23 protein-coding genes and 1 riboswitch are annotated in these 26229 nt (G+C 31.0%); of the genes, 16 read left to right on the top strand and 7 right to left on the bottom strand.

Annotated features, from left to right (window positions below; all coding sequences use genetic code 11):
- The 6 genes from ABC371_RS22385 to ABC371_RS22360 all read left to right on the top strand — a co-directional run bounded on the left by ABC371_RS22385 (nucleotide 1) and on the right by ABC371_RS22360 (nucleotide 11208).
- Complete coding sequence (locus ABC371_RS22385; protein ID WP_412898826.1) at nucleotides 1–3018, top strand: AAA family ATPase; 3018 nt, start codon at nucleotides 1–3, stop codon at nucleotides 3016–3018.
- Nucleotides 3019–3085: 67 nt separating this feature from the next.
- Entirely contained in the window at nucleotides 3086–3937 is an 852-nt protein-coding gene (locus ABC371_RS22380) for an HD domain-containing protein (protein ID WP_412898825.1), read from the top strand.
- 44 nt (nucleotides 3938–3981) lie between these two features.
- Nucleotides 3982–5355 (top strand): site-specific integrase, encoded by a 1374-nt coding sequence (locus ABC371_RS22375; protein WP_412898824.1) that lies wholly within the window; start codon nucleotides 3982–3984, stop codon nucleotides 5353–5355.
- A 1-nt stretch (nucleotide 5356) separates the two neighbouring features.
- Nucleotides 5357–8734, top strand: a complete 3378-nt coding sequence (locus ABC371_RS22370; RefSeq protein ID WP_412898823.1) for a hypothetical protein — start codon at nucleotides 5357–5359, stop codon at nucleotides 8732–8734.
- A 15-nt stretch (nucleotides 8735–8749) separates the two neighbouring features.
- Nucleotides 8750–10558, top strand: coding sequence for a hypothetical protein (locus ABC371_RS22365; RefSeq protein WP_412898822.1), 1809 nt, complete (start codon nucleotides 8750–8752; stop codon nucleotides 10556–10558).
- Nucleotides 10504–11208, top strand: a complete 705-nt coding sequence (locus ABC371_RS22360) for a hypothetical protein (RefSeq protein WP_412898821.1) — start codon at nucleotides 10504–10506, stop codon at nucleotides 11206–11208. The genes ABC371_RS22365 and ABC371_RS22360 overlap by 55 nt, the downstream gene beginning before the upstream one ends.
- A 438-nt stretch (nucleotides 11209–11646) precedes the next feature.
- On the opposite strand, the gene ABC371_RS22355 is transcribed toward ABC371_RS22360, so the two are convergent.
- From ABC371_RS22355 to ABC371_RS22340, 4 genes are all read right to left on the bottom strand, one after another.
- The gene (locus ABC371_RS22355; protein ID WP_412898820.1) at nucleotides 11647–11847 is read right to left on the bottom strand and encodes a helix-turn-helix transcriptional regulator; all 201 of its coding nucleotides are present in this window, start codon (nucleotides 11845–11847) and stop codon (nucleotides 11647–11649) included.
- Nucleotides 11848–11917: 70 nt separating this feature from the next.
- Entirely contained in the window at nucleotides 11918–12463 is a 546-nt protein-coding gene (locus ABC371_RS22350) for a PilZ domain-containing protein (RefSeq protein WP_412898819.1), read from the bottom strand.
- A gap of 14 nt (nucleotides 12464–12477) precedes the next feature.
- Complete coding sequence (locus tag ABC371_RS22345) at nucleotides 12478–13188, bottom strand: EAL domain-containing protein (protein WP_412898818.1); 711 nt, start codon at nucleotides 13186–13188, stop codon at nucleotides 12478–12480.
- A 90-nt stretch (nucleotides 13189–13278) separates the two neighbouring features.
- Nucleotides 13279–13364: riboswitch (cyclic di-GMP riboswitch) on the bottom strand.
- A 1115-nt stretch (nucleotides 13365–14479) separates the two neighbouring features.
- On the bottom strand, nucleotides 14480–15709 hold the full coding sequence (locus ABC371_RS22340; RefSeq protein ID WP_412898817.1) for an HD domain-containing protein: 1230 nt from the start codon (nucleotides 15707–15709) through the stop codon (nucleotides 14480–14482).
- A 428-nt stretch (nucleotides 15710–16137) separates the two neighbouring features.
- On the opposite strand from ABC371_RS22340, the gene ABC371_RS22335 reads away from it, so the two are divergent.
- The 6 genes from ABC371_RS22335 (at nucleotide 16138) to ABC371_RS22310 (ending at nucleotide 19261) form a co-directional block, all read left to right on the top strand.
- The gene (locus ABC371_RS22335; protein WP_412898816.1) at nucleotides 16138–16647 is read left to right on the top strand and encodes an RNA polymerase sigma factor; all 510 of its coding nucleotides are present in this window, start codon (nucleotides 16138–16140) and stop codon (nucleotides 16645–16647) included.
- Complete coding sequence (locus tag ABC371_RS22330) at nucleotides 16637–17038, top strand: zf-HC2 domain-containing protein (protein WP_412898815.1); 402 nt, start codon at nucleotides 16637–16639, stop codon at nucleotides 17036–17038. Before ABC371_RS22335 ends, ABC371_RS22330 begins: the two co-directional genes overlap by 11 nt.
- Nucleotides 17031–17345 carry a hypothetical protein gene (locus ABC371_RS22325; RefSeq protein WP_412898814.1) on the top strand — a complete coding sequence of 105 codons (315 nt, stop codon included), beginning with the start codon at nucleotides 17031–17033 and terminating at the stop codon, nucleotides 17343–17345. Before ABC371_RS22330 ends, ABC371_RS22325 begins: the two co-directional genes overlap by 8 nt.
- Nucleotides 17346–17454: 109 nt before the next feature.
- A complete protein-coding gene (locus tag ABC371_RS22320) occupies nucleotides 17455–17865 on the top strand; it encodes a hypothetical protein (protein WP_412898813.1) in 411 nt (136 codons plus the stop codon).
- A gap of 282 nt (nucleotides 17866–18147) precedes the next feature.
- Nucleotides 18148–18801 (top strand): lysozyme inhibitor LprI family protein, encoded by a 654-nt coding sequence (locus ABC371_RS22315; RefSeq protein ID WP_412898812.1) that lies wholly within the window; start codon nucleotides 18148–18150, stop codon nucleotides 18799–18801.
- Nucleotides 18802–18997: 196 nt separating this feature from the next.
- A complete protein-coding gene (locus ABC371_RS22310; protein ID WP_412898811.1) occupies nucleotides 18998–19261 on the top strand; it encodes a hypothetical protein in 264 nt (87 codons plus the stop codon).
- Between the two features lie 36 nt (nucleotides 19262–19297).
- Here ABC371_RS22310 and ABC371_RS22305 read toward each other — a convergent pair whose 3' ends face one another.
- Both ABC371_RS22305 and ABC371_RS22300 read right to left on the bottom strand, forming a co-directional pair.
- A complete protein-coding gene (locus ABC371_RS22305) occupies nucleotides 19298–19489 on the bottom strand; it encodes a hypothetical protein (RefSeq protein WP_412898810.1) in 192 nt (63 codons plus the stop codon).
- 183 nt (nucleotides 19490–19672) lie between these two features.
- The gene (locus ABC371_RS22300; RefSeq protein WP_412898809.1) at nucleotides 19673–20032 is read right to left on the bottom strand and encodes a helix-turn-helix domain-containing protein; all 360 of its coding nucleotides are present in this window, start codon (nucleotides 20030–20032) and stop codon (nucleotides 19673–19675) included.
- A gap of 109 nt (nucleotides 20033–20141) precedes the next feature.
- Here ABC371_RS22300 and ABC371_RS22295 point away from each other — a divergent pair, with 109 nt between their 5' ends.
- From ABC371_RS22295 to ABC371_RS22280, 4 genes are all read left to right on the top strand, one after another.
- On the top strand, nucleotides 20142–20735 hold the full coding sequence (locus ABC371_RS22295; protein ID WP_412898808.1) for a hypothetical protein: 594 nt from the start codon (nucleotides 20142–20144) through the stop codon (nucleotides 20733–20735).
- Complete coding sequence (locus tag ABC371_RS22290; protein WP_412898807.1) at nucleotides 20728–21045, top strand: HNH endonuclease; 318 nt, start codon at nucleotides 20728–20730, stop codon at nucleotides 21043–21045. The genes ABC371_RS22295 and ABC371_RS22290 overlap by 8 nt, the downstream gene beginning before the upstream one ends.
- 532 nt (nucleotides 21046–21577) lie before the next feature.
- Nucleotides 21578–21880 carry a hypothetical protein gene (locus tag ABC371_RS22285; RefSeq protein WP_412898806.1) on the top strand — a complete coding sequence of 101 codons (303 nt, stop codon included), beginning with the start codon at nucleotides 21578–21580 and terminating at the stop codon, nucleotides 21878–21880.
- A gap of 115 nt (nucleotides 21881–21995) precedes the next feature.
- Nucleotides 21996–23270, top strand: coding sequence for a hypothetical protein (locus ABC371_RS22280; protein ID WP_412898805.1), 1275 nt, complete (start codon nucleotides 21996–21998; stop codon nucleotides 23268–23270).
- Between the two features lie 188 nt (nucleotides 23271–23458).
- Here ABC371_RS22280 and ABC371_RS22275 read toward each other — a convergent pair whose 3' ends face one another.
- A complete protein-coding gene (locus ABC371_RS22275) occupies nucleotides 23459–26014 on the bottom strand; it encodes a Spaf_1101 family AAA-like ATPase (RefSeq protein ID WP_412898804.1) in 2556 nt (851 codons plus the stop codon).
- Nucleotides 26015–26229 lie beyond the last annotated feature (215 nt).

The raw sequence follows: 26229 nt of genomic DNA, 5'->3' as shown, positions 1-26229 counted from the left end.
ATGAGAATTATTGGCATTCAGATTTATGGATATGGAAAACTGGAAAATGTAGAAATCGGAAATTTATCACCTACTCTTCAAGTTTTTTATGGTCAAAATGAAGCCGGAAAATCGACGCTTATGTCTTTTATTCATAGCATTTTATTTGGATTTCCAACAAAACAACAAAATGAACAACGCTATATTCCGAAAAACGGATCAAAATATGGGGGAAAGCTATTGCTTCAAACCGATGAACATGGAACGGTTATGATTGAAAGACTCCCTGGTAAAGCGGCAGGGGATGTATCCGTCTATTTACCGGATGGAACGGTCAAAGGAGAGGATTTTATTTCTGAACTCTTCCAGGGAATGGATAAAAACCTTTACCAGAATGTATATTCTTTCAATATCCATGGGCTTCAAGGTGTACATAGCCTAAAAAGTGAGGATGTTGGAAGATTTCTATTTTCAGCTGGAACAGTTGGAACAGACGCCTTGCTTGAATTACAAAATAAACTAACAAAAGAAATGGATCTTCTATATAAACCAAAAGGGAAGAATCCTCCTCTTAATATGGAATTACATCGGCTAAAGGAGGAATATGCAAAAGTTTCGAAGTGGCAAGAAAAAAACAATGAATACGAAGGATTGCTAGAAGAACAGCAGCGAATTGAAAATGAATTAAGTAACCTAGAGGCAAAAAAACAATTCCTAAGGGACAAAATTCGGGAGTCGGAAAAACTGCAATCGATTCAGCCGATAGTAGATGAATATCAAACCTTAGAATATCATTTGACGGGTTTACCTGTGTTTGAGCCCTACCCAGAGGATGGATCGAAGCGTTTTGAACAACTGCAGGCGCTGATTAAACCATATGAAGCACAATTAAAGACGTTACAAACAAAGTCAATTGAATTGGACAAGGAAAAAAGCTCAATTCAAGTGTCCACACAATATCTTGAGAATGAACAGCAAATCGTAGAATTAGTCGAACATAAGAGCCTGTTTTTTGAAAAACAAAACAGGTTACAGCTCGTATCGAAAGAACTCCAACAAATTGAAGAAGAAACGAAACAACTAAAAAGTAGACTCAATTTAGCGATGTCAGAAGACAAAGTTCAGGAACTCGACCTAAGTATAGCAGCAAAGGATTTGTTTTCAGAAATTGTTTCCGAGACAGCGCGTCATAAACAGCAGAAGCAATTCCTAGATGATCACTTTTCTAAAGCAAAGGATGAATTAGAAAATAGTGAACATAAACTTAAGGAACTTAATCAGCGTATCCTATCTGATGAGGAAAGAGAGGTCCTAGAGAATAAGAAGAAACAATTTACAGAGATCGATAGCCTGGCGAAAGAAAAAAGCTTAATTGAAGATGAGGTAAATAGAATCAATCAACAAATTCAAAGAGTGACAGTTAAAGAAGCTGAGAGTAAGACGAAGCTAACTCGTATATTCTATGGAATTGGTGTAGTGCTCCTTCTCTCAGCGGTCTATTTTTATATCTCACAAGAATGGCTAACGGGTGGAATTTTAACTATTTTAGCTCTTCTCATGCTACCTATCGGAAAAACGGTCACCTCGCAGATGTCTTCCTCCATCATTCCTGCGCTTAAGGATGATCGAGAAAGTCTATTGAAAAAGCTGAATGCTGTCCAAGAAAAGCTTAAAAACTACAATCCATTAAATAATGAGGATAATACGGCAAGGCTTCTCCAAGATCAGCAGGTTAAACAGCAAATTGAAATTGAAAAGGTTACTCTACATCAAAATGAACGTGCTTATGAAAAGGTACTTGCGGAGTTTGAAGAATGGGAGAAAGTAGGATTTTCGATTGATGAAAAAGCTTCTAACATAAAGAACAAATACGGACTTCCGCAACAAATAACAAATGAACGATTAATGGATGCTTTTCAAATCCTCGAAGCAATTCGGGACAAGGTTTTAAGTAAAAGAAAGTTATTAGAACAAAAAGATGAACTTCAAAAAGAAATTTCTAGCTTCCATCAAAAAATAAATGTTGTGGCAAAACAGTTACAAATTCTTGACCAGGATTCAATCAAGATCGATCAATTGGCAATCCAATTACAGGAAGAAAAAAGAAAGCATGAACACCTTTTACAGATTGAAACAAAATTAAAGGATACAAATGACCAGATATCCGAGCTTACTTTAGAATTGGACCACCTTCAAAAGGAATGTCGTGTTTTGTGGGATATGGCTGAAGTGTCAAACGAAGAAAATTTTCGGGCAAAGGGACAAGTAAATGATCAGGCTAAGGAAATAAAGGAACGAATGAACATTCTTAAATCTCAGCTCGAACGGTTTGGAGAGTTAGTCCACTGTTGTAATGTAGATACAAATTATAAAAAACGAGTTGAAGAACTGTCAGCTGAAACCAGCCAACTTCACATGCTTGAAAAAGAGGCGCAACGGCAGTTGTCTGCTATTCATCATCGTGTGCAAGAACTTGAAGAAGGTGGAACCTATGCAGAGTTTCTACATTCCTATGAGGCAAGTAAATCAATGGTCAAGGAACATGCGAAAAAATGGGCAACTCTTGCCGTAGCTAAGGATATTCTATCTAAAACAATTGATCAATATCGTAAATTACGGCTTCCTAAGGTTATTGAAAAGGCGGAGCATTATTTTTCAATATTAACAGAGAAAAGATACAAAAAAATCTATCTGGATAATGATATAGATGGTTTTATTGTTGAGGATGAAAACGGTCTTCGTTTTAAACCAAATGAACTCAGCCAGGCAACATCAGAGCAATTATATATTGCGCTTCGATTTTCACTTGCGAGTACGATGCATCCAAATCAATCCTTTCCTTTTATAATTGATGATAGTTTTGTAAATTTTGATTCAAATCGACTTTCAAGTGCTATTCACTTAATCAATGAGCTATCACAGGACAATCAGGTTCTTTTATTTACATGCCATCAACATGTCATGGAAGAATTTACAGGAGTTGAACCTATCAAATTAGGTACTGAAGTAATCAGGGACAACCATAAAAGTGTGCTATAATTTTGATAGAAATAAAGATTTCCATTGGGGAAATTTTAGATGAAAATGACAAGCAGGGGGAGAATTTATGGTAAAAGGCATTGTTCATTATGATGTTGGACAGCAGGTTGATGTATTTTTATTTATTAAATCGTCAACAAAAGGTATTGCAAGTAATGGAAAACCATTCTTAACTCTACTATTTCAAGATAAAAGCGGGGAAATCGAAGCAAAGCTTTGGGATGCAACACCTGAAGATGAGGTTAACTATGCAGCTCAAAAAATTGTAAGACTTGCAGGGGAAATTAATAGTTATCGTGGTCGAAACCAATTGAAAATCCGAAATATTCGTCCTGTAACGGATTTAGACGGGGTTACAATTTCAGATTTCCTTGAAGTTGCACCAGTGCCACAGGATGAAATGGCTTCAAAAATTACACAATACATTTTTGAAATGAAGAATTCAAATATCCAGAGAATTACGAGACATCTGTTGAAAAAACATCAAGCGGCCTTTTATGAATATCCAGCTGCAACTAAAAATCATCATGAATTCGTGTCTGGCTTAGCCTATCATGTTGTCTCAATGCTCGATTTAGCAAAGGCGATTGCCACCCTCTATCCTTCTCTTGATACGGATCTATTATATGCAGGAATTATTTTACATGACTTAGGTAAAGTGACAGAGCTATCGGGTCCTATTTCAACAACATACACTATTGAAGGAAATTTATTAGGGCATATATCCATTATGGTGAATGAAGTAGGACAGGCGGCAAAAGAGCTTGGTATCGAAGGAGAAGAAGTGACCATACTTCAACATATTATTCTAAGCCTTATCTATATGCGAGTGAGAAGAAAAATGATAGATACATATAAAAGTACGTTTAGAACCCTTATATATAAGGGTTTTTTTGTTTGCTCACGTAATGAAATGTGAGATATAATTAAATGTAATAATTGGAAAGTTATGGGGGGGCTAAAGTGTATATACCTCTTGATGAAAAATTTAAATGGCTACCAAGGGAAGTAATAGTTGAAAGTGATAGGGTAGGAGGAAAATTAGAAAGTAGCAATATAGTGCTAATTGGTTTAAAAAATAATCTAACTGAACATATTCTTCCACATCCTATTTCTAATTTCATTATTAAGTGCTATAAAAATAAACAGTTAGAGCCAAGTACTCAACTTAGGGCTGCAAGAATAATTAGCAAGTTTCTAAACTACATATATACACAGATTGAGGATGAAGAAATCGAGGGATACAGTCTGTTAGAGGAAAAAGGAATAAGGGCATTAGAGCTACAACACGGTGCAGATTTTATAACATACGGGACATATTTGGGGAGAAATTCACAGACTATATCATATTGGGAAACTACCCTTACAAGATTCTATAACTTTTTAAAAGAACAGGACTTAATTGATCAAGATCCCAAGATAATAAAAACTTCTAATAAAAAAGGGGATGAAATATTAATATCCCCATTTGGAGATTCTGTTTTGGATATAGAGAGGCCAAATAAAAAGCAAGATGCTAACATGACAACTTTAAAGGATTTTGGAGAAAACAGATATGACTTGGTAAAGTTATTAATTGAAATAGCAAAGATGGAAGCACCTGAAATAGCATTAGGAATATACTTTCAGTTCTTTGGGGGATTACGTGTAGGTGGGGTTGTAAATCTTACAGTGAGTGCGTTAAAGCCAAAAGGATATAGAGGAACCGATAACAGATCATTTTTTGTTGATATAGATGATCGTCAAAAACAGTTATTTCCTAACCTGATTAATAACAAATACAATCAAGTAAAAAGGCCAAGGATTCAATATATTATTTATTCAACTCTACTCAAACAATTGTATGAGGCCCATATGACCAAATTGGAAGATTTAAAACTGAAAAAAAAGTTGAAGATCGAAGATTCATTATTTGTATCATATAGAACAGGTGTACCGATAAGTGGACCAAACTATGCAAATAAGTTCAAACGTGTTAAGGAGAAATTCTTAGATAGATTGAGAGAAGAAAGATATTATGAGGATCTCGAATTCCTTGAATCCTTACCTTGGAGTACTCATATTGGTAGAGCAGTGTTTACCAATTTTTTAATAGATCAAGGTTTGGGGATTGAGGAAATTAGAGATTCACGTGGGGATAGGAGTTTTTTGTCAGCTATTAGTTATTTAGAAAGAAGGATAACAAGAAAAAAAGTTAAGGAAATGATGGACAAAATAGCAAAGAAATATGGTGGCACTCAAGATCAAGAAGATGAAATGGATTCAAATTATTCATTAAAGCGTGACCAAAATATTGAGTTATACAATAAGGTTATGAGCAGGTGGAGAGATTATTAAAATGTTGGTTAAAATTAATGAACTATGCAACAAAAACAGTCCTTATTACCAATTGGGAGTTCGGTGGAATGGGATCGAAACTATAGAAAAACATGGTATTCTGGAGATTGTTGACATTAATAGTGTGAAGTATGTTGAGCTAGAGAAATTATTAAAACATATAGAGTGGGAGAAAAAATTCCTAAAAGAACATTTAATTGATCTTGAAGTTTGGGAAGTACTTGGGTCAAGTGCTAACAAGGATACTTTACGAACTTCTGGAATTAAAAGATTAATTTCAATGTCTGAACAAGGTCTTATAGAAATGGTTGAGTTAAATTACCAACTTCTTTCAATTAGAGATAACAAATATAAAAATATAAAACGGTTTTTTAGGAAGGCAAGTGTAGAGAAATTTTTATATGATTATATAAAACTAAATGAAGCTATGAATTTAATGGAGAAAAAAGATCTTGGATACACATTAAAAATCTTAGTGAGTAAAAATATACCAATTGTAAAGCTTTCTAAAAAGTATGATATGACCTTTGCAAAAAGGAAAGATGTAGAACAGTTAGTTAGAAACGGAGAAAATAAGCTGTCAAATGAAGAGGTAAGAGAGAAAACAATACATACTGATTTGCCTGAATTTTTAAATAAAACTCAAGTGAAAATTTTACTTGGGTTAAATAAAAAATTAAAATTACTTCTTGAACTTGGTGTTATGAATGTAGAAACCAAAATAATAAATAACAAAGTTTATTACAATAAATCACAATTAATAAACTTTCGACAAAAACAAGAAGCTTGGGAGAAAACATTCCTTAAAGGGCATTTAATAGATTTAGAGGTTTGGGAATTATTTGGTTCGAAATCATCAAGAGATACACTAAGATCAAATGGAATTTCGAAATTAATTGAACTTGCAGAGCAGGGCAAATTTGAATATGTGCAATTGAATTATCCACTTATTTTTAATAGTGAGAAGAAATATGAAAATATTAAGAGGTTTTTTAGAAAAGAGAGTGTAGAGATCTTTTTAAATACCCACTACAAGCTGAACCAAGCAATGGAAATACTGGGACGGAAAAGTAGTAGTGAATTTCTAAAATTTTTAAAATCTAAGGGAATTGAAATAATTAAAGTTACTTCAAAGTTAGATATGATGTTTGTAAGTAAGTTAGATATTCATCAATTAATAGAAAACAAAAATGAAAGAATATCAGAGGAAGAAAAATTAAAAAGGGATTTAGAAAATGCTAAGTTTTTAAACAGGAAACAAATAATGAGTTATTTAAACATAACTACAAAGAGATTAAACCAAATGCTTGATAAAGGACTAATACAAGTAGAAAAGAAGATTTCAAATAATTTAACCCTTTATCGCAAAGAAAGGGTAATTAAACTAAAGGAACAGCAGGAAAAATTACTAAAGATATTACAGGATAAGTGGTATACACGTAATGAGGTTTTAGAAAAATTTAATTATGATCCCGACGGATATGATATTAGAAAAATTAAAATTCCCGTCTTAGTAGCAAGTCATGATAATTATATAAATAAAAGAATTGTTTACTTAAAAAGTTCAGTTAAAGAGATATATGAAAATATTAAATATAATCAACATTATTATACAGATGTTGGCACAATTTATGATAATGTCCAACACCGTCTACAAATGGATAATTTGACTTTCCCAAAAAGCTTATGTGAAACGGAGCATCTTTGGGATATATATGTAAAAGCCAAATCTAAAAAATGGAACCCTCATAACTATGATGACAAAATGCAGAGGATAAATATTATTGTGACCTTAACAAAAGAATTAAGTTCTTCATTAACTAAAGAAATATTTAATTGTAGCTCCAAAGAACTTAATTTTTTATTCTTCAATAAGATTGTTTCATTACATTTACAAAAATATTTATTTAGTTTTCTTCAAGCCATTCATTTGTCTCAAAAAATGCAAAATAAGGTAACATTTAAAATAACTCAATTAAATAATCCATATGATCGTGAACAGAAGAGGATAACAAAAGATTTGTATTCCCCTAAAGAGTATAGGGGTTTTTTTGAGTACATTTCAATTCCCAAAAATGTTAGTTTGCATAAAAGAAAAGCCATAGAAAGTATTAAAATGGCAGTGCAAGCAAATGAAGAAAAAAAGAATATTAATAATGTTTATGATCGTTATGATTCCGCATGGTTATTCGTTATTCTTCATTTAACAAATATTTGGAGAACGCCTGACTATACTAATTTTCCTAGAGTATCATTTAAAGATACATCAATAGAACCGACAATTGAATGGATTGAGAATAATAAAATTAGTAAACCAGATGCTGAAAGGCTATTACGAAGGCTTCAAATTAAAACCTATAAATTTTCTAAGAATAATTTGGACAGATATCTATTTATTCCCGATAAATTGCTAATGGCTTTTGCATATGCTATTACTCTTTGTGAAATAAGGACAAGATTATTGAATGATAATGATCAATCTATAATTAATTTTATGACCTCAGATAATAGATTTAAAAATAAGCCAAAGGACAGTTTTTTTAAAGCTTTTAAAAGCAATGTATCGTTTGAAACATTAAAAATGAACCGAACATTATACTCATTCACACTTACTATTTCAAAGGAGGAAAATGGGCCTCACGAATTAGAAATTCTTAAACAATTTCGAGGACATAAGAATATTGAAACTACAAATATTTATTTACTCTTTACTCAGGAGGAAATTAACTTTCTTACTTCACAACTTTTCTCTAGAAATGATCATTTTGGATTTATTGCAGATACTTTTACCAATATTTTATTTGGAGAAACAACATCCCTTGAAGAAAAGACGAAACTAAATAATGATCTTATAGATTCTTTCGGAGATATATTTAAACTTGAGGCATTGGCAAACTTTCTTTTAACTTCTACTAATGATGAAGAAATATTAAAAGAGATCATTTTAGAAATGGACTCACAAGAGATCCAACAAAAATATGAAGAAATACTTTTTATGCAATTACCTAGTAAACAAAAAGATGTTCAATGCCTAATTGGACATGTTAATTGTCCTTATCCGGGTAGAAACTGTCTAGGAGGATGCCATTATTCAATACCTCATTTTTATGCTATATCTGAGCTTTCAAGGCAGTTATGGAATGATTTCGAGTTTATTTTAAATGAGTTTTCAACACTTAAATACAAAGGAGATAAGGAAAGATTTTTAATTAACTTTGCTGGCCGTCTAAAATTATTTAAAAGGGCTGGGCTTAAATATGGAGAAGTTGTGTACGAGTTTTTAAAATTAGACAAAGAAAAGTGGAGAATGCTGTTAAGTAACTTACCAGAAGAATGGCAACAATTTGTTAGTTATAATAAGGTTCTAATAAAGAATTAGAATAGGGGTGTTACATTGAATGCCTTATTAAACTATGAATTTACTATCGATGAAGCCAGTAATGAGAAATTTGATCTTGAATTTAGCATTGAGACTGCAAAAGATAATATTGAAAGTTATCTAGATAGTATAACCATTGATTATTTTAGAGACTTTTCATATGAAGATAATGTTTGGTATGTCTATCAAGAGAGTCAAGATATTATTTTGACAATCGATTATTTTAAATATAGAGATTATGAAAATGAAAATATGCTTAATGTATTAAAATGTTGGGTTTCCACTTTATTAGAGTATTCAGGTGGTACAATACAAAACCATTTCCGGTATCTAGTTAGGGTCTTAAATATTACTGATACTTTTAATAGATCTAAATTAGGTGAACTAGAGGATTATTTACAAACTGAGATTACTGATCAAGTAAAATTTTCAACGACTACATCTATATTAAACTTTTTAGACTTTTATGATGAATTAGATACAACAGATGAGTATTCGTGGGTAATTAGTGAATTTCATAAAACATATGAATCCCAAACTAGACCGATACCCTCCAGTCGTGATTGCTTAATGTTTTTATTGGTGTTAAATGAGTTTTTTTCCAGTGTTCCTCAAGGTGACTGGAGATACTTATATTTTTCTCCAATAAGAATCTGGTGGATATTAACAACTAAAATCCCAATGAGAATTGGTGAGTTTCTGAGAATTAAAAGAGATTCCTTAATTATAGAAAATAATCGATACTTTTTATTGCTGCCCAGATCGAAAGAAAAAAAGAATAAAAAAAGGGTACAGGTAATTGATAAAATCGAATTAGATGATAAATTCTTTAAGATAATTAATAATTATATTGTTGAATCTCATAAGTTTGGGGAATCCGACACGCTAATATCATTTAAAGCATACAGAAAAATGAGAGATAAATTAGTGGGCTTTAGTTCCAATAAGAAAAGGAACGACAAAAGAATTAGTAAAGATGCTTTTTCAAATATGTTATACGACTTTTATGAAATCATAATAAAGAATCCGCCATATAATTTCACAGTAAGAGATATTGGTGATGATGACCTAGAAACAATATCTAAAAGTAGAGAAGAGGGTATTACTTTTGATATAGAGAGACGATTGAGATCGAATGATACTAGGCATCTAGCATTTATGTTTTTAAAACTTCAAGGCCTTCATCCTGTAGAAATTGCTAGATTAGGTGGACATTTATCTCTAAGTTCGCAAACTCATTATTTTAAACATCGAGAGTTTGAAACGGATTCTTCAACCTTTCAACTGCTGCGATTGTTTGATATTGAAGGACAATATTTCAAGTCAAAATTTTTTACGACAATTAAAGAGCCTACGACTAGTTCAAAAATTGATGATGAGTTTAGACGCAGATTCATCCTAAAGAATCAGGAACCTGATGAGGAAAAGTGGGATAAGTTGGATATTGGCTGGTGTACAGCAACTACCAAAAGATGTAGACCGCATTGTTTTGTATGTAAAGAATATTGGAAAATAGAGTATGAAGAATTTAAGGAAAAATACCATGAGATTGTTATGTGGATGAATTCTGTAGAAAATGATGCAATAAAAGTCTATAATGCTTTGGGGCAATTGCACGAACAAATATTGAGTAATAAGTTAGAACAAATCGATTTGAATATAAGGATTAAACAGGTATTGAATACTAAATCAAAGGAATTAAAAGATTTATTAGAAAGTATTGGAGTTTGTGTGGATCATATTAATGAACAGACGGGGGTGAATCTAGAATGGCCAACAAGTATCCAAAAGACAAAATCGACGAGTTACTTGACAGATATGTAGAAGAAAATAAGGTCAAAATTATAAATAAAAGACCATTTGCTGAATTTGTTACGGAATTGTTTAAAAAGGGAGAAATTGACTGGCTAAATAAACCAATCCCTGAATATTACTGGAGAAAAGCTGCATATGAAGGTTTCCATCAAATAGAAAGATATAATGAAACAGTTAATACTCCAATTCTCATGGAAAATGAGAATCCGGTCATTAAGCTCCCTAGTATAAAGGATTCAATTGCAAAGTTAGGTAATGATCCCGAAAAACTCTTAAAAACATTAGAGCCGTATGAAAAAGAAATAAAATTACTACTAAAAAAAGAAAAGAAAAATGAGAAAAAGATAAAAGAATTAAACCAGAGATTAATTGAACAAAAGAAAAAAAATAATGAATTGATGGATTTAAATAAAGAAGCTCAATCTACTATTTATAAGCTTTTTTATTATAGTAAGGAAAGAAAAGAGAATAATCTAGTAAACCTACTAACTACAACAAAAAACTCAACAAAACCTGTAAAAAGAGCCTTGGAAAATTTATTTAATCATGATGCATTCGAATTTCTTGAAGTAGAGGAGGTAAAAAAGGATTCAAAGGTTATTCACATAAAGGAACATAAAAAAGAATCGGCAAGCTTGGATCTTTGGAATGATCTTTAATAAGTGAATACAGCAAATATGGTTTAGCCATCTCGAATATATTGTTTCTTGCTTAATTAAAATACTTTTGAAGGTAAATTTGAAAATGAACAATCGGAATATTTCTAATTGGATAATCTTACTAACTTATCTAATTATCGATGTAGTGTATTAAACTATTTAACCCTCTTTGTGCTGAGCTAACGGTGCAGTTTTAGTGAATAAGAGAATGAGAAAGAAAACGCAATATAAATTATGTTCAGTGCGAAAATTAGAAAGCTCCTCGATCAAGAATTTGATTATTTGAGATATTCTTAATTATGTAGGTTTCTAACTTATATAAACAAAAGAAAGACAATGTTCGACATTTATTAAGGATCTTATTTATATTGGATACGAACCAATAATTAAAGAAATATCAACAGCGTTAATCACGTGATCTAGTCACGGCAAGATATACTATACAACTCTTATCTTTGAAACAGGTACTTCATAAGATTCAGCAAACATATTGAGTAATTCTTCTTTTGGTGTTGTTTTGTCATTCTCGTATCTACTTATGGATTTTTCACTGATTCCAATACTTTGAGCAACTTGTAATTGTGTTAAGTTTTTTTTAAGTCTTAATATTCTGAGACTATGACCTATTGAATGCTTCAAATTTTATCCCCTTTTTTCTATACTGTAATTATAATGCCCTATCTCGAACGAAGATAGGGCTTTTTGTATGTTAGCTTATCTTATTCCGTTGTTTTACTTGGTAATTGTGTAGTGCTATGTTTAATCTTTTAATGTCATTTACAGATAAATCTACAAACTGTACGCCGTATGAAACCGTTTTTCCCTTAAAATGATCTTCTCTTCGGATAATTTTTCCTTTTAATTCGAATACTTCACCGTGGAAAATAAAGTTTATTTTCATTAATATATTGTGCTTAACGGGAAATTCATAAGAAGAATGAAATTTTAGCCCGCCAATACTGATATCATGAATCATTTCATTAAAAGACTTATTCTTTAAAACTCTTAAAGAATTGTTACCAAAATCTATTAGAGTAAAAGTGCCTTCTATTCCGGGTAGTTTAATTCTATAGGAATTTCTCTTTTCTAAAGGCTGGAATTTATTAAATTTTCTTAGTTGACTTTTTAATGAACTGTTATCCTTATGTAAAGTTTTAATCAACTGAATTTGCTTTACTAGTTTACGTTCATCTTTAATAAATAAAATTAACAAAAAAAACAATATTATAGTTTGTGCTAAAACTATGTAGCTCAAAAATTTCACCTCAATTAAACAACTTTAAAGGCTTTAGGTCTACCTAATATAAAGCCTTGACCATATTTAACACCAATTGCCTTTGCAACTGCTAAATCCATTTCGGTTTCAATTCCTTCTAGTACTAAATTAATATTATGATTATTAGTATAATAAAGAATTGTTTTGATTATTTCTTGTTTTTTAGGTTCTTTATACAAGTTGTTGGAAAAATATTTATCCAACTTAATAAAATTTGGGTCTAATTCTATTATTGATTTTAGATTAGAGTTTCCCTTTCCCACATCATCAATAGCAAATTTAATACCATCTGATTTAAGTCTGGCAATATTCTCTTTTAAACTTGAAAAATCAGTAATGGTTTCCATTTCACTAATTTCAAAGATGACTTGTTGACTAAAGTAGTTGTTATCGGTGATAATTCTCTTTATAAAGGGCAGAAAATTTGTGTTTGTAAGGGTAGATGGAAATACATTCAAAAACAAATGACCGTCCTTTTTTGAAAATCCTGCCGAATGGTAGGTAAATGCAGCTTTATGAATAGACCGCGAATCTAATTCATAGAGCTGTTTTTCTGTTTTTGCAAGGTTAAAAGTTTCTTCTGGATTTACATCATGAGAGGTTCTTAGGAGTCCTTCAAATCCAATCCTTGTCCATGTCTGAATATCAATAATGGGCTGGAAAAAGTGTGAAAATAATTCATTTTGAATCAAATTTCGAATCATATTAAGTAATCACCCCCTTCATTCTAATTTTCAGAATAAAAAAAAGACGACTACACCGAAAAAAACGGGAGCCATCTTTTCTCCGCTAATTTCGGTAACTCGACTACCATTGCAATGATTGCTTTAGGTTCGTAGCTTTGCGTCCTTATCTTTCGATAAGTTTGCCTTTATCGTATAGCTTATACATTTGTATTACCTTTTCCTTTAATATAATATGACAAAAGTCTTATAAATTCAACATAATTTGACAGTAATTACAAAATATCTATTTATGGTATAGCCAATCATATCTTTATAATGTCGAATTTTGATTTATTTCTGCTAACTTTTAATAGGAAAAGAAGTTTAATTAAATAATGGTTTGTTATCTCAGTAATGATTAAACTTTTTTATTTGAACCCCTTTTATTATGGTTGGGAAATTTAGGGAAAAGATTTGTCATTTGAATTTTGCTCTTTGTACTTTTCAAACAGAAATTGGAGTCCATAAAATAGAAATACCTTTGTAAAGAAATAAAAGAAGAACTGTAAATGATTTAGACGTACCAATGAGAAATACTTGATTTTTCTCGCGAATTTGGCAAATGGGTAGGCAAATAGAACATTTCCGATGGCATTAAGAAACACGAACTTTGTAAATTTTCCATATGACCACCTCATTAACCAAATTGAAAATACCGAGAAAAAACCAATATTAAAAGGGAATTCATTAAATAAATATGGATTTGGTTTATTATAAAAAACCCACCATCTACGTTTTTTTTCCTATTAGTGCCGTGGTCGCCTCTATACATCCGATAAGAATGGAAATAGGTAAGAATCTCTTTAAATTTTGCAACCCAATAAAAGGTACAGTTGAAAATGCAATTATAACCATAGAAAAATTTAATATCTTTTGGATTTTTATTGACATAACATTAAACATCCTTTTTTATAAGCTAACTTTTCCTATTATTATTTTATGGTATCCGAAAATTAAATTTATATGTAATAACTGATAGAGTTAAGAGTTGATGGAAAAAGGTGAATTAGAGTCCGCGTTTAATGTTAGTTTTTTTTCGATAACGTTATGTAAAAAGAGTGTAATTTATTAGAGAAACATAAAAACCCTAAGCTTGTAATAAGTAGTCTACATGCTTAGGGTATTTTGGGTAGTCATTTGACAAAAATGCAGAATGATTCATGCAATCTAAATTACCATCAATGTCATGATTTTGTGTCACTAAAGTTTAAATAGTGTACCAATGAAGACTAATTGCGATTTTCTACAATGCTTATCTTGGTCCTTTTACTTATTTCAATTCTTCAGTATTTTCATATCTACTATCCAAAAAGTCTACTATATGAATAATATATCCTTCAATAGTTTGTGGATTTCTAATACAGGAACCCCATTCAGGAAGACCATGATGACACAAAATACAATGTGATATCTGGTGAATATCCTCTAAAGAAACAATAATATTTTCACTTTCAATTATTTTGGACAGGATAAGTACTCCATAAGGAATGTGTCCGATCATTACACCTAACTCATCCATTGTAATTCCTGTCTGTTTACGGTTATCAAGGTTTGAGTGATCGGCTGATGGGAATAGAAACTTAAACTCTTCATATTTTTTTCCTGCATGATCATATTCAAGTAACTTACCGATATCGTGGAATAATATACTTGTCAAAACTACGTTATAATTTGGAATAGTATCTTTGTGTTCCATCATTCCGTAAAACATTGTATATAAATGATCAATAGTATCTTTCCATACCAATTGTTGAGGGTTCACGGATGATTGCATTTGCGCCCATATGTCACTTTTGTGTGCTTTCTCAACCCGATTAATAAGTTTTAGTGTTGCTTGGTAGTGATTTTTTTCATGTCTTAAAATATATCTTGCAAACCTCATTAAACCGACTGTATGTTTTAACAGCCCACCCAAATAGTTATGATGAAACCCCTTTGCAGCAGGCCTTATGCAAAACTGATCCCAGAAACGACGCATAGCTGCAAATGAAATTTCTTTATAAGGTGACTCAAGCTCATCAAGATAAGAAAATAGTTCAACCGCCAACTCTTCGATGTTTTGTTTAGTGTACGCCAGTAAACTGAAAGGATTAATATCTTCTTCACAAGGTTTAAGTTTGTTAATTGTTAATGATTTATGCCCACGGTAATCGTCAACTCTAGCCTCAACATCAAACACAGAATATGTTTCTAATAGTGATTTATTTATCTCTACAGAGCCTTCGTTATCCCACAATTTTGCATTTATTGTTCCAGCATTATTACTGAATCTGATTTTCATGTATTGTTTATTTGTTTTTGTTGTTTCAATGCTAAATTCGTTTAGGAGGAATCGGACACGAACAATATTCCCTTTTTCTTCATTCTGTATGTTAAAAGTTTCTTCCCCGGTTGGTAAGACTGGTAGTGGGAAATCTCTCAGTATTTCTTCTCGCTTTATATCAGAGGTCCCATAGATAACGGGGATAAAATCATAGAAATATGATTTCGGTTCATTCATTTTCATCACTCCCATTAAAGTGGTTAAGCCTATAAAAATAGCTTAGGAAATTTTAAGCATTCTCTTCTTTTCATTTTACAATATATATTAGTCTATGAATAAGAAAATTAACTTTTACCAAAAAGGTTGTATTGAATTTGTTAAATTTGTGTACTAATAGAAATGAACTAAGAGGGTTTTGTTCTATGAGGACGATAGAAAATTAATATTTAACTAGTGTAAGAACATAAGCAGCTCCTGATTTAACCATTGAGCAGATTATTTTTAAATAAACAAACTTCTTTGATTTGATTAATCAGACTTTAGTAGAATACTAATTGGAGGGAGATAGGGAATCCTATCTCTTATTTAAATTTTTTATAAAAACTTGAAACGTTTTATTTTATAAAGACTCTTATATATTGAACTCTTTGAATGGAGGTAAATAATTGGATGAGTTTAGACATTTGTATAATAAATATGAAAAACAAATTTATAAATATTTGATTTATTTATCAGAAGACAAATTCATTGCTGAGGAATTGACACAAGAAACATTTTTAAAAGCCTTTAAGTCCATTTATAGTTTTAAAGGACAAAGTAAAGTATCTACTTGGCTATTTCAAATTGCCAAATATACTTTTTATAGTTATTTGAGAAAAAATAAGAATGATGAACAGGTTGCTGATATCTCTACTTTTAAAAATGAAATTACAAATAAGGAAACACCTGAAGATATTTATTTAGAAAAAGAAGAATCGCTAGGTTTGTTAACAGCTATTAAAAATCTAAAGCAACCGCAGCAAGAGATTGTTATTCTGCGTATTTACAATGAATTGAGTTTTAAAGAAATTGGGGAAATATTTAATCAGTCTGATAGATGGGCAAGGGTAAACTTTTATAGAGCTAAAAGTAGACTTGTTTCAATTATTAACGGAGGTGAAGAAGATGAAAAATAATTGTGGCATCGTAAAAGATTTAATCCCTATGTATGTAGAAAAACTCACAAGTGAAGAAAGTAATCAATTTATTGAGGAACATCTTCACTCTTGTAAGGATTGCGCGAACTTTCTCGAAAGTGCTGTTAGTGATTTATCAAATGAAGATTTATTTTATGCTGATGTGGATATAGATGATGAAATGCTAATGAAAGGTATTAAACGCCGACTAAATAATTTGATGTTTATTACTATATTAATTGGTGTTCTTATTGGGCTTGGTATTTCCTTGCTGTTCTTTCCTCTAGCATTAGTAGGGTTCGTGACATTTCTTTTATTAATCGTTGCTCTGATATATCTATTGAACAATAATCAAGGAAGAAAAATTCAAAGGGGGAATAGGGATGATTAGTTTGCTTAATCTTGGAAGTTTAATTCTTGGGCTGATTGCTTGGATACTTCCTATTATAAGTCTTATTTTATATAAAAATCATGGGCATAGGAATTGGTTTACTTTTTCCGTTATAAGCCTTAGTGCTTGTGCTATTTCACTATGTTTTCAAATTTTTTATAATCATCATTTGGTGAAAATTGAGGATTGGTCTGCTCTTCTTGACACCACAGGTGCTGTAGCGTTCGTCTCTGCAGTTCTTCTCATTGTTACGGTTGTATTAAATGGAATAACACTTATCTTATATCGTGGCAGAACTGTAAAGTAAGGGTGCAACTTACTCCAAAAGTGATTGTAAAAAAGAAATAATTTAGTTGAAAGTAAGTCAAATTATTTGAAGTAATAGAACATTTGCAGAGGGGATAGTGGAAAGGTACATGAGAAAAATTATAGTTCCTATAATAGTCGTGATAATCGGAGCTTTAGGGTTTGCAACTTTTAAGCTTGCACAAGATGGATTTGATATTACTGTAGAAAATAACACCAAAAAGGAAGTATCAGGTTTATATTTAACCTACGACGATATAAAATCGGATATTAAAATACCATCCGTCCCGTCAGGTGAAAAATATACAATTAATGTTGATCCAAACGAGGATTCCAATAATAACTTTAGTGAAGCTGCGTTAAAATTAGAATATAAAGATAACAAAGGTAAATTACATACAGAATATGTTATTGGATATTTTGAAAAAGGTTATTCTGGGAAGGCTGACATAAATATAAAATCTATTGATGAAAATGGAAAACTTAAAGTAGAGATTATAGACAATATATCTTTGTATTAAAAAACTGTTGTTCCTTAATTCAAATACTATGAAAGAACGTAATTAACTTCATTCTTTGTGGTGAAGGTCCGCTTTATGAATGGCTACAGACTTCAGGTGCTTATCTTCAATAACAATTTACAGCATTGGGTAGGGGAGGAAAACAGATACAGAAACAATTCAAATAGTACATATTTGTAAAGAATTATAGTCCAATAGGAAATATATGTTAAAGTAGTAACGTGTACCTATTTTTATTATTGGTGTATTTGAAGAAAATTTTATTATAAAAAGGAGATAAGGATGGAAAATAATAAAAAATTTGTAATAACAATTATTACTATATTATTAGTTTTATTGGCTGCTTGTAGTAACTCAAAAGATGAGGTAAGTGAAAAACCAGACACCGAGTTAATCAAGACAGCTTCTACTCAGACCGCAAAGGATGATTCCTCAAATCCGGGTTCTGCAGATAATGCTGCAAATCCCGACAACACTGAGACAGACACCAACGATAAAGAAACTAATTCATACAAAAAAGTGGATACATCAAACAATGCATCTGCAAAAGATGAGGAAATTTCTACTAATTCCCGTTCAGTGAGTACGAAGGACGAGTATCTCAAAAAGTTAAATAACACTAAAAAAGAAGCGGATCGAATGGAAGCAACAGATACATCAACATTCGCCCTTAAAAAGTTAGAAAACGATAGATGGGAGATTTGGGATGGTTTGCTGAATGATATTTATGGGGTCCTAAACGAACAACTTCCTACAGACGAGATGGACCAATTGAGAGAAGAACAACGGAAATGGATAAAATATAGAGACGATACTGCACTAGAGGCATCCAATAAATATAAAGGAGGCACGCAGGAACATTTAGAATATGTAGCTGTGCTAGCGAATCTTACAGAAGAAAGATGTTATGAATTAGTTGAGGATTATATGATGTAACTCTTAGTTACTGATTATTAATTAATTCTTCTTAACACCAGTCATTAATAACTTACTAGTATTTATGAAATGCTAAAAAAAGTTGAACGGTACATAAGCGATTGCGTTAATCCTTTTAGGATTAACGCAATTAGTATTTTAAGGTAATAACCTAAAGCAACGGTATTCTAGTTACATAACTAAAGGAAGATGAAAATTGAGATATCTAAATGCTGTATCATTATTATTATTTGGATTAAATGTATCGCATTATTTTTTATTTTTTAACGGAATTGATTTAGTTCCAGATAAAGTGTTTTTTCCTATTGTTATAGTTTTTTCAATTATAGGATTAGCTCTAGCAATATTTGGTCAAAAAGGAATCACCAGAAACATCGGTGTTTTTGGAAACACTATTTTCCTTTTGTTTACGGTAGTCGGTCCATTGATTGTACGTATTTTATTATGGAATAGTCCTTAATGGAAAGTTCAAAAAGAGAAGGATAACATCTTAAATTTATTCTCTGTCCCACTGTTGTTGACAATCCGGACACTCCCATTTAATGACTCTATCTCTTTCCATGCTTGAAATACCAATTTTTCTTGAAAAATGTGTTGATGATCCATAATGTTTTTGTAATTCTTTTGGTATTAGTTCTCCTTGCAAATTTGCTTTGCAAAAGGGACAATATTCAAGATTATTATCCATTAAAATCATCCTTTCAGTATTTTTATAAATATCTTAATTAAGTAGAAAGATTAATGAATATCAAGAAAGAGGAAATGCAAAGCATTTCCTCTTTTTCAACTACAAATTGCAATAACGACAGCAATAATATATCATTTTTTTAATTTATTTTCCATATCCTTCTAAGATTAAATAGCAATCAATTTATTGTTTCTTTTGCGAATCAATTACCTTTAGAATTTCTTTCGTTATATTATGTATTGATTTTATTTCATCAATGTTTCGTGACCTAATCAAACTTTCATGGATTTTAATAATTTCATTGATATTATTTTTTTCAGAGATGTCTATATCCTTATAATTAAAGAAAGTTTCTGATGATAAATTTAACGAATTTATTATTTTTTCTAATGTTAGTAAAGAAATATTTCGCTCGCCGCGTTCTACTCCTCCAATATAGGAATTCTGGAGGTCAGACTGATCAGCTAATTCCTCTTGAGTTAATCCTTGCTCTTTTCTATGGAACCTAACCTTTTCTCCTACTAGCTTTAAAAAATCTGACATTTTATCACCTCTAACTTTAGATTAGAAAAGTGTGATAAACATAGTAAGATGCATAAAGTATAAAAAAAAGCTAAAACTATACTTATAAGTATCAAAAAGGAGGTTAATTATGTCATTAGTAAGTGCAGAAGTGGAAATTAGGGGAATTAGGCCATTATTATTCAATAATTTCTCAATAGAGTCTATTCCGCTTATAAAGAAAGAAAGGACAGGAGTTGCGGGGAATGATCCAGAAGAATGGAAGAAAAGCTATCTAGTTACCCGTGAAGGACAGTTATATTTGACATCAGATTATATTTTTTCATGTCTAAGAGCAGGAGCAAAGCATACACCGTGTGGTCGAGGTACAATGGAACCTGTAGTTTCCGCATCATTACAAGTCTTGACGGATAAATTGCTATTAAATAGGTATGTTACTGATGAAGATCAAATATCGAAAGATAGTAATGATGAGGTGTACATTGATGTAAGGCCAGTAACAAGGCGGGGAGTCAAGAATATAAGGTATCGACTTGCTACATCAGAAGGATGGGAAACAAAATTTGAAATAGCATGGGAGAATACGTTAATTAGTAGAAACCAAATGGAAGCAATCTGTATGGATGCAGGATCATTTGCTGGACTTGGTGATGGCAGGAAAATTGGTTATGGTCGTTTTGAGATTATAAATTTTAATGTAATAGAGGAACGATTGAATGCCTAAAAAGCGCCCTCCATCTGAAACTTGGAATAAAAATATAAGACCAGTAATTTGGAATAGAGATGGTCGAAAATGTGTTCATTGTGGAACTCAAGTTACTTTAAGAAATTGTCATATAGACCATATTATAAGTGGAGTAACAGCAACCAATAAATTTTCTAATTTACGAACACTATGTTATAAATGCCATGTACTGAGAGCCGATCCTCTTCATAGGGGAATGGTTCAACAAGCTATTAAAGGAGGGATTATTCCACCAAGATGGAGAAACTTAATTTGGGATGAGATAAAAATTGAAACGGAAGATATATAAGTCCGTTCAATAAGGGTGACCTCCTTATTGCTGATGATTTACGTCAAAACGGTGCGTTTCGGTCCGGTATGGTATGCTTTGGTAAGGTAGGGAACGGTACGCTTCGGTATGGTACGGTACGGGTAGGATAGTATATTAAAGTTTTGTATTTCCATAATATGTGATGCACAAGATTCCTTTTTTAAGTTTTCCACATTTTTAGACTTCAAATATATTCTCCCTCAAGTAATTCATTGATTATAATTATTATTTTTTATTCCAATTAATATAGTATAAAGCACTTAATAACTACATATTTTTGAACGTCTGTCAAAATTGCAGAAGTGTGGCTTGAAAAATTGATTTTAGATATCTGAGATAGCTGGATATCTAGATATCTATAAAATAAGTTTGTAACAGTAACAGGACTGTGCAAACAAGTCAGTATTTTGAGAGTGGGGTATCCTATTTGAAAAAATGTAAATTGAATTGGTTTAACTACTTTATATCGTGTATCATCTATAATTTTGATTAGAGGTGACGAAGAATGAGGTTGAAGGGATATGGATTAAGTTTTAATCTAAGAAAGGTAAAAGAGAATAATGCTCAATTGTGGGATGATTACAAGGAACACTTTGATAATGCTAAATTTGAAGATGAAGAGGAAGTTTATTTTCATGAATTACCAGATGGAAAAGCAGCATTGGAGTTTTTGCGAAAATTGCTTCCTGAAGTATTAGAGAAAGAAATCGAAAAAGATTTTAAAAAACATCGAGTAAAAAGCGCTATGGAATTTACTATTCCAAGCTTTTTTTGTTTCATGGGATGTTCATTATTAAGATACAGTACCAATTAAGAACAGAACTAATATACTTACGCTATAAGGTTTCTGATAAAATATATTTATAGAGTAATAGGGTTAAATACACTTGTTTAATGAATTTTTAACAATATTAATGAAGGAGATAAATATGGCCAAGGATGTATTTCTAATAAGTCTAGATACAAATGTTCTTGATAAACTAAGAAATAAGGTGAATGAGGAACTAAATATCTCCTATAACATTACATATGGTAAACACCGGGCATGGGATAAAATTTGCGCTATTATGGATAGGCTTGATGATACTGTATATTTCTTAAATGAACTTAAATTAAATACAGGTAAGTACAAAAGAAGCGCGTTTGATTTTTATGATTTTATGAACAATGCATCAGTTGTTGTAGATTGTATCAAAGAATTATCAAAAATTTTTAATGTACCCGATGATCAGATAAAAAATTCAACAGAAATTTTTAAGCAACTTGGCAGTGATGGGAAAGGGTCAGATGAAAAATATTTTGAATATCTGCGTTCATTATGTTCAGTACATCCAGTAGAAACAAGTAGACACAAAAGGTATCAAGCTAACGATTTTGAATGTAGCCCATTTGTTGTTTGGAATAATAGAGAACTTTGGAATGATGATTGTGATATTTACGCAGTTGTCTATACAAGTAAAGATGAAGAGATAAATAAAAGAGTTCCAATATACATTTCACAAATATTTGAATTTGTTAAATCGAGATTAGATTTTGTAGTAGAAATAACAAACGCAATTGACCAATATCAAAAAAAGGTTATATCTAATTTGAAGAAGAGACCCATGAAAAAAGAAAAAGAGTTTAATAATTATATAGATTATCTACGATATCTAGACGTAGAATTAAAAGAACGATATGGTTCAGATTACTTTTATTCATTTGATTATATTATTAATTTAATTGAACTTAAATTATCAAACCCTATAAATAAAAATAAAATGAATTTATATCTAAACGCACTAAAATACGCAATCGAGTATGAACATAATGGTATACAAAATATGAGATATTCTGTATACGAAGATAACGGATTGTCAGATTCTTATAGAAATATTGAGACATCTTTATATATTGAATTATATTCACCTCGCAGTGGAAGTGATGAACAAAGAAGATACGGTTATAATTTAGAGAAAATAAGCTATTTAAGTTATGATGCGGGCTACGGGAATAAACAATGGGCTTACCGTCAATTAGAGGATGCATTAATATTTTTGGAAAAGTATGTTTCGTTTAAGGGTGCTAAAGGGGATTTTGAACATTATGCATTAGTTAAACTGGCATTATACTTGGATTGTTTGGAAAATGAATGTTTGTTAAATAAAAATATTCCAAATGACTTAAAATACCGTCAAAGACTACTGGAAGAAATTATGCTGTGAAAAAAATAGCTTATAAATCAATCATAAAATACTTTGAACCTCAACAGCGCTAAATGATAGTTTCCTCAGACGAGATGAATTTGTAAAAGGAAGAACCGCAACTAGATAGTTGAACTAAAAAATTAAATAGATAAAAACGGCTCAGTATTGGACTGAGCCATTAATGTTTTTTGCTCAAAATAATTACCTTAATGATGAATACCAAGAATCGTATCATAAGTGTTTATTTTATGTCTGAACGATTCTTCCCCACCTTCTAAATACTGCAAAATCAATTTTGTTATTCGGCGATTTCCTTGATAACCTTTGCATTCAAGCCAGCCTTTCTTATTATCTGAATTTAGTACAATTACTTGTTCTGCAACTGCATTAGTTACGATAGTTGAATTATGAGTGACGATGATAACTTGTCTTCCGTTTTTAATTTCTCTTAAACTGCTTACAAGGTTTTTATATATATACTGACTATCTAAATTGTCTTCTGGTTGATCAATAATGAGAGGTGTATTGTCTTTGGCATGGATACCGAATTTAAATATGAATGTTAATATTGCTGCAACTTTTTGTCCAAGTGATAAGGAATCGATTGGTTTTAACAAAACTCCCTGATTAGGGGTAGCTTCTTTAGAATTCACATTAAACAAAATATTAAAACTCTCAGTTACCTCCAAATATCTTTTAAGAGATGAATGTAAGTTACCAAAGTTAGAGACAAACTGTTTTAATATACTACGGTAAACCTTAGCGATATTTCGGGGATTAACCTCTTCATAGTCATTAAAAATATCTCTTTGAGTACGAGAATTCCCACCATTAGCAAAAGGTGATAGCGGTAAAATTTTTTCAAGTTCCGAAAAACGTTGCCAAACCAATAATTCAAGAAAGGTAATCATGTCAATCTTTTTAATCATTTGATAAAGATACCTTTCAACACCAGCCCAGTCCAAGAGAGTTTTGTTTATTCGTTCTTCCCGTTTAATATTAAAAAGTAATTCATCTATATAATGATGTTGAAAAGGATTATCATTTCCGTATTTAATTTTAATTAATTCTTTATAGGCTTCATTAAATTTTTCTATTTCGTTAGCTACCTTAATTTTTCGGTCCTCTAGTTCCGCAATAACAATAGGAAACTGATCTTTAAGATAATTTCTAATCGTATTATTGTTTGTATTCTTTAACCCTTGTAAAAAGCTATTTAATTTTTGAGAAGGAAGGCCGTCAAATATAACCTCCTTAACGAATTCACCAATTTCCCCTTTATCAATTCTATGAATGATATTATTGATGGAGTATCTATTTCTATATACTGAGTTTAGTATTTCGTTTTTATTCTCTCCGGTAATTTCAACTAATTTTATAGATTGTTTATCTTCTACTTTGTACAATTCAATCCAGTGATCAGCCAACACTAGCTGTTTATTCAAGTTGTAATTTGATTCTTTAAATGCCTTTTCCAAGAAAAAATCACGTTGATAATATTCCTTATCTGGATCAAGTTGCGGAACAAATCTAACCAAATAATCAAAGCCTTGATATGTGAATAACACTACTATATATTTGTGATCTGAAATAAATTTTAATTGTTGTTTATTAGGAGAAGTTCTAGAGAAAATAGTATCGATTATATTAAGCATGGTACTTTTTCCGGTTCCTCTACCTCCAATAATGCAGTTTAGATCCTTTGAGAAGTCCACAACAAAAATATCTTCCGAAACATTTTTTCCTCTTAAATATCCTTCCTTACCGGGATTAATATATATCCCTTTAATAAATTTGTCTGTCGTCGCTGGCTGCTCTGTATATACTGAAAAGTCATGATCAATTATTGCTTTTTTAAAAGCAGAAAAACTAAATTCGTTGAATTTAATCCAGCTATTCCTGCGTCCTATTGCTTCAATACAGTGGGAATCACCTTCATGCAAGATACAAAATTTTCTATTACTAACAAATGGATAAACTTGTGTTTCTAAAATTTGACTCATATTGTTTAAATTAGTTGAACCCAGTATTTTATTAGTAAAGAGATTTTGTTTATAAAGGCGGGTTCCTATAAAATCAGAGCTATTAATGTGTGCTACATAACCTATACCTCCCAACTTGGATATCTCGTTTATGATGGTCAAACTCGTTTCTAGAGTTCCATCTGTTTCAGAATAAATAAACTGGTCAATAAACTTTTGAACTTTAGTATAATCATTTTCTTTAAATATCCCGACTACATGATTCCTATCTGAACAAGTAATTTCGATACCTAGTAGTAAGTATACGGCTTTATTATTTCGGTCATTATTATTCTTAATATATGTCTTAAAATATTCTTCAAGTGCAAAATGGAGTTTTTTATAGCCAGCAATTGTATTGTGATCGGTTATTAGTACAACTTCAATATTTTCCGAATAAAGCTTATGTGCGATAAGCATGTATGAGATGTATTCCTTAAAATCCTCATATGGTATATTTTTTTCTTCAAGTTGTTCTATATAGTTAAGTCCATCATAATCCCCATTCGCTATACCCAGAAGAATACTTTCCTTTTGTGTTTGATTTAGATATCCATATTTCTGACAATACTCTAAAAGTATTTCTATTTTTAATGATTTATAGTTTTTTCCTTCGATAAGAGAGTAGTCATGAGAGGCTGGTGTATGTAAGTGTATTTCACATTTTTTTAGATCTGCATATTTTCGCCTCATTTTTATTATTCGTTCATAAATTTGAGAGAGAGAGTTAGTCATTAACATATTAGTGACCTCCAAATACGGTTTAAAAGAATTAATAATTTATATGGCATACTGGTACATATTACCTATTTTAATTATATCATTCTGACCTGTAAGTAGTAGAGAAACATAGCATGACTATAAAAAATAGTTATCACAGCAGTTCTCTTAGATTACTACAATCATTATCTTAAATAACATAAGACGTATGGAACAAATAAAACAAGATTAATAGT

It is taken from the genome of Bacillus jepli (assembly GCF_047238305.1).
Lineage (GTDB): Bacteria > Bacillota > Bacilli > Bacillales > Bacillaceae_L > Ferdinandcohnia.
Note: the sequence above shows the minus strand (reverse complement) of the source record. Positions and strands in the feature narration are given on the sequence as shown.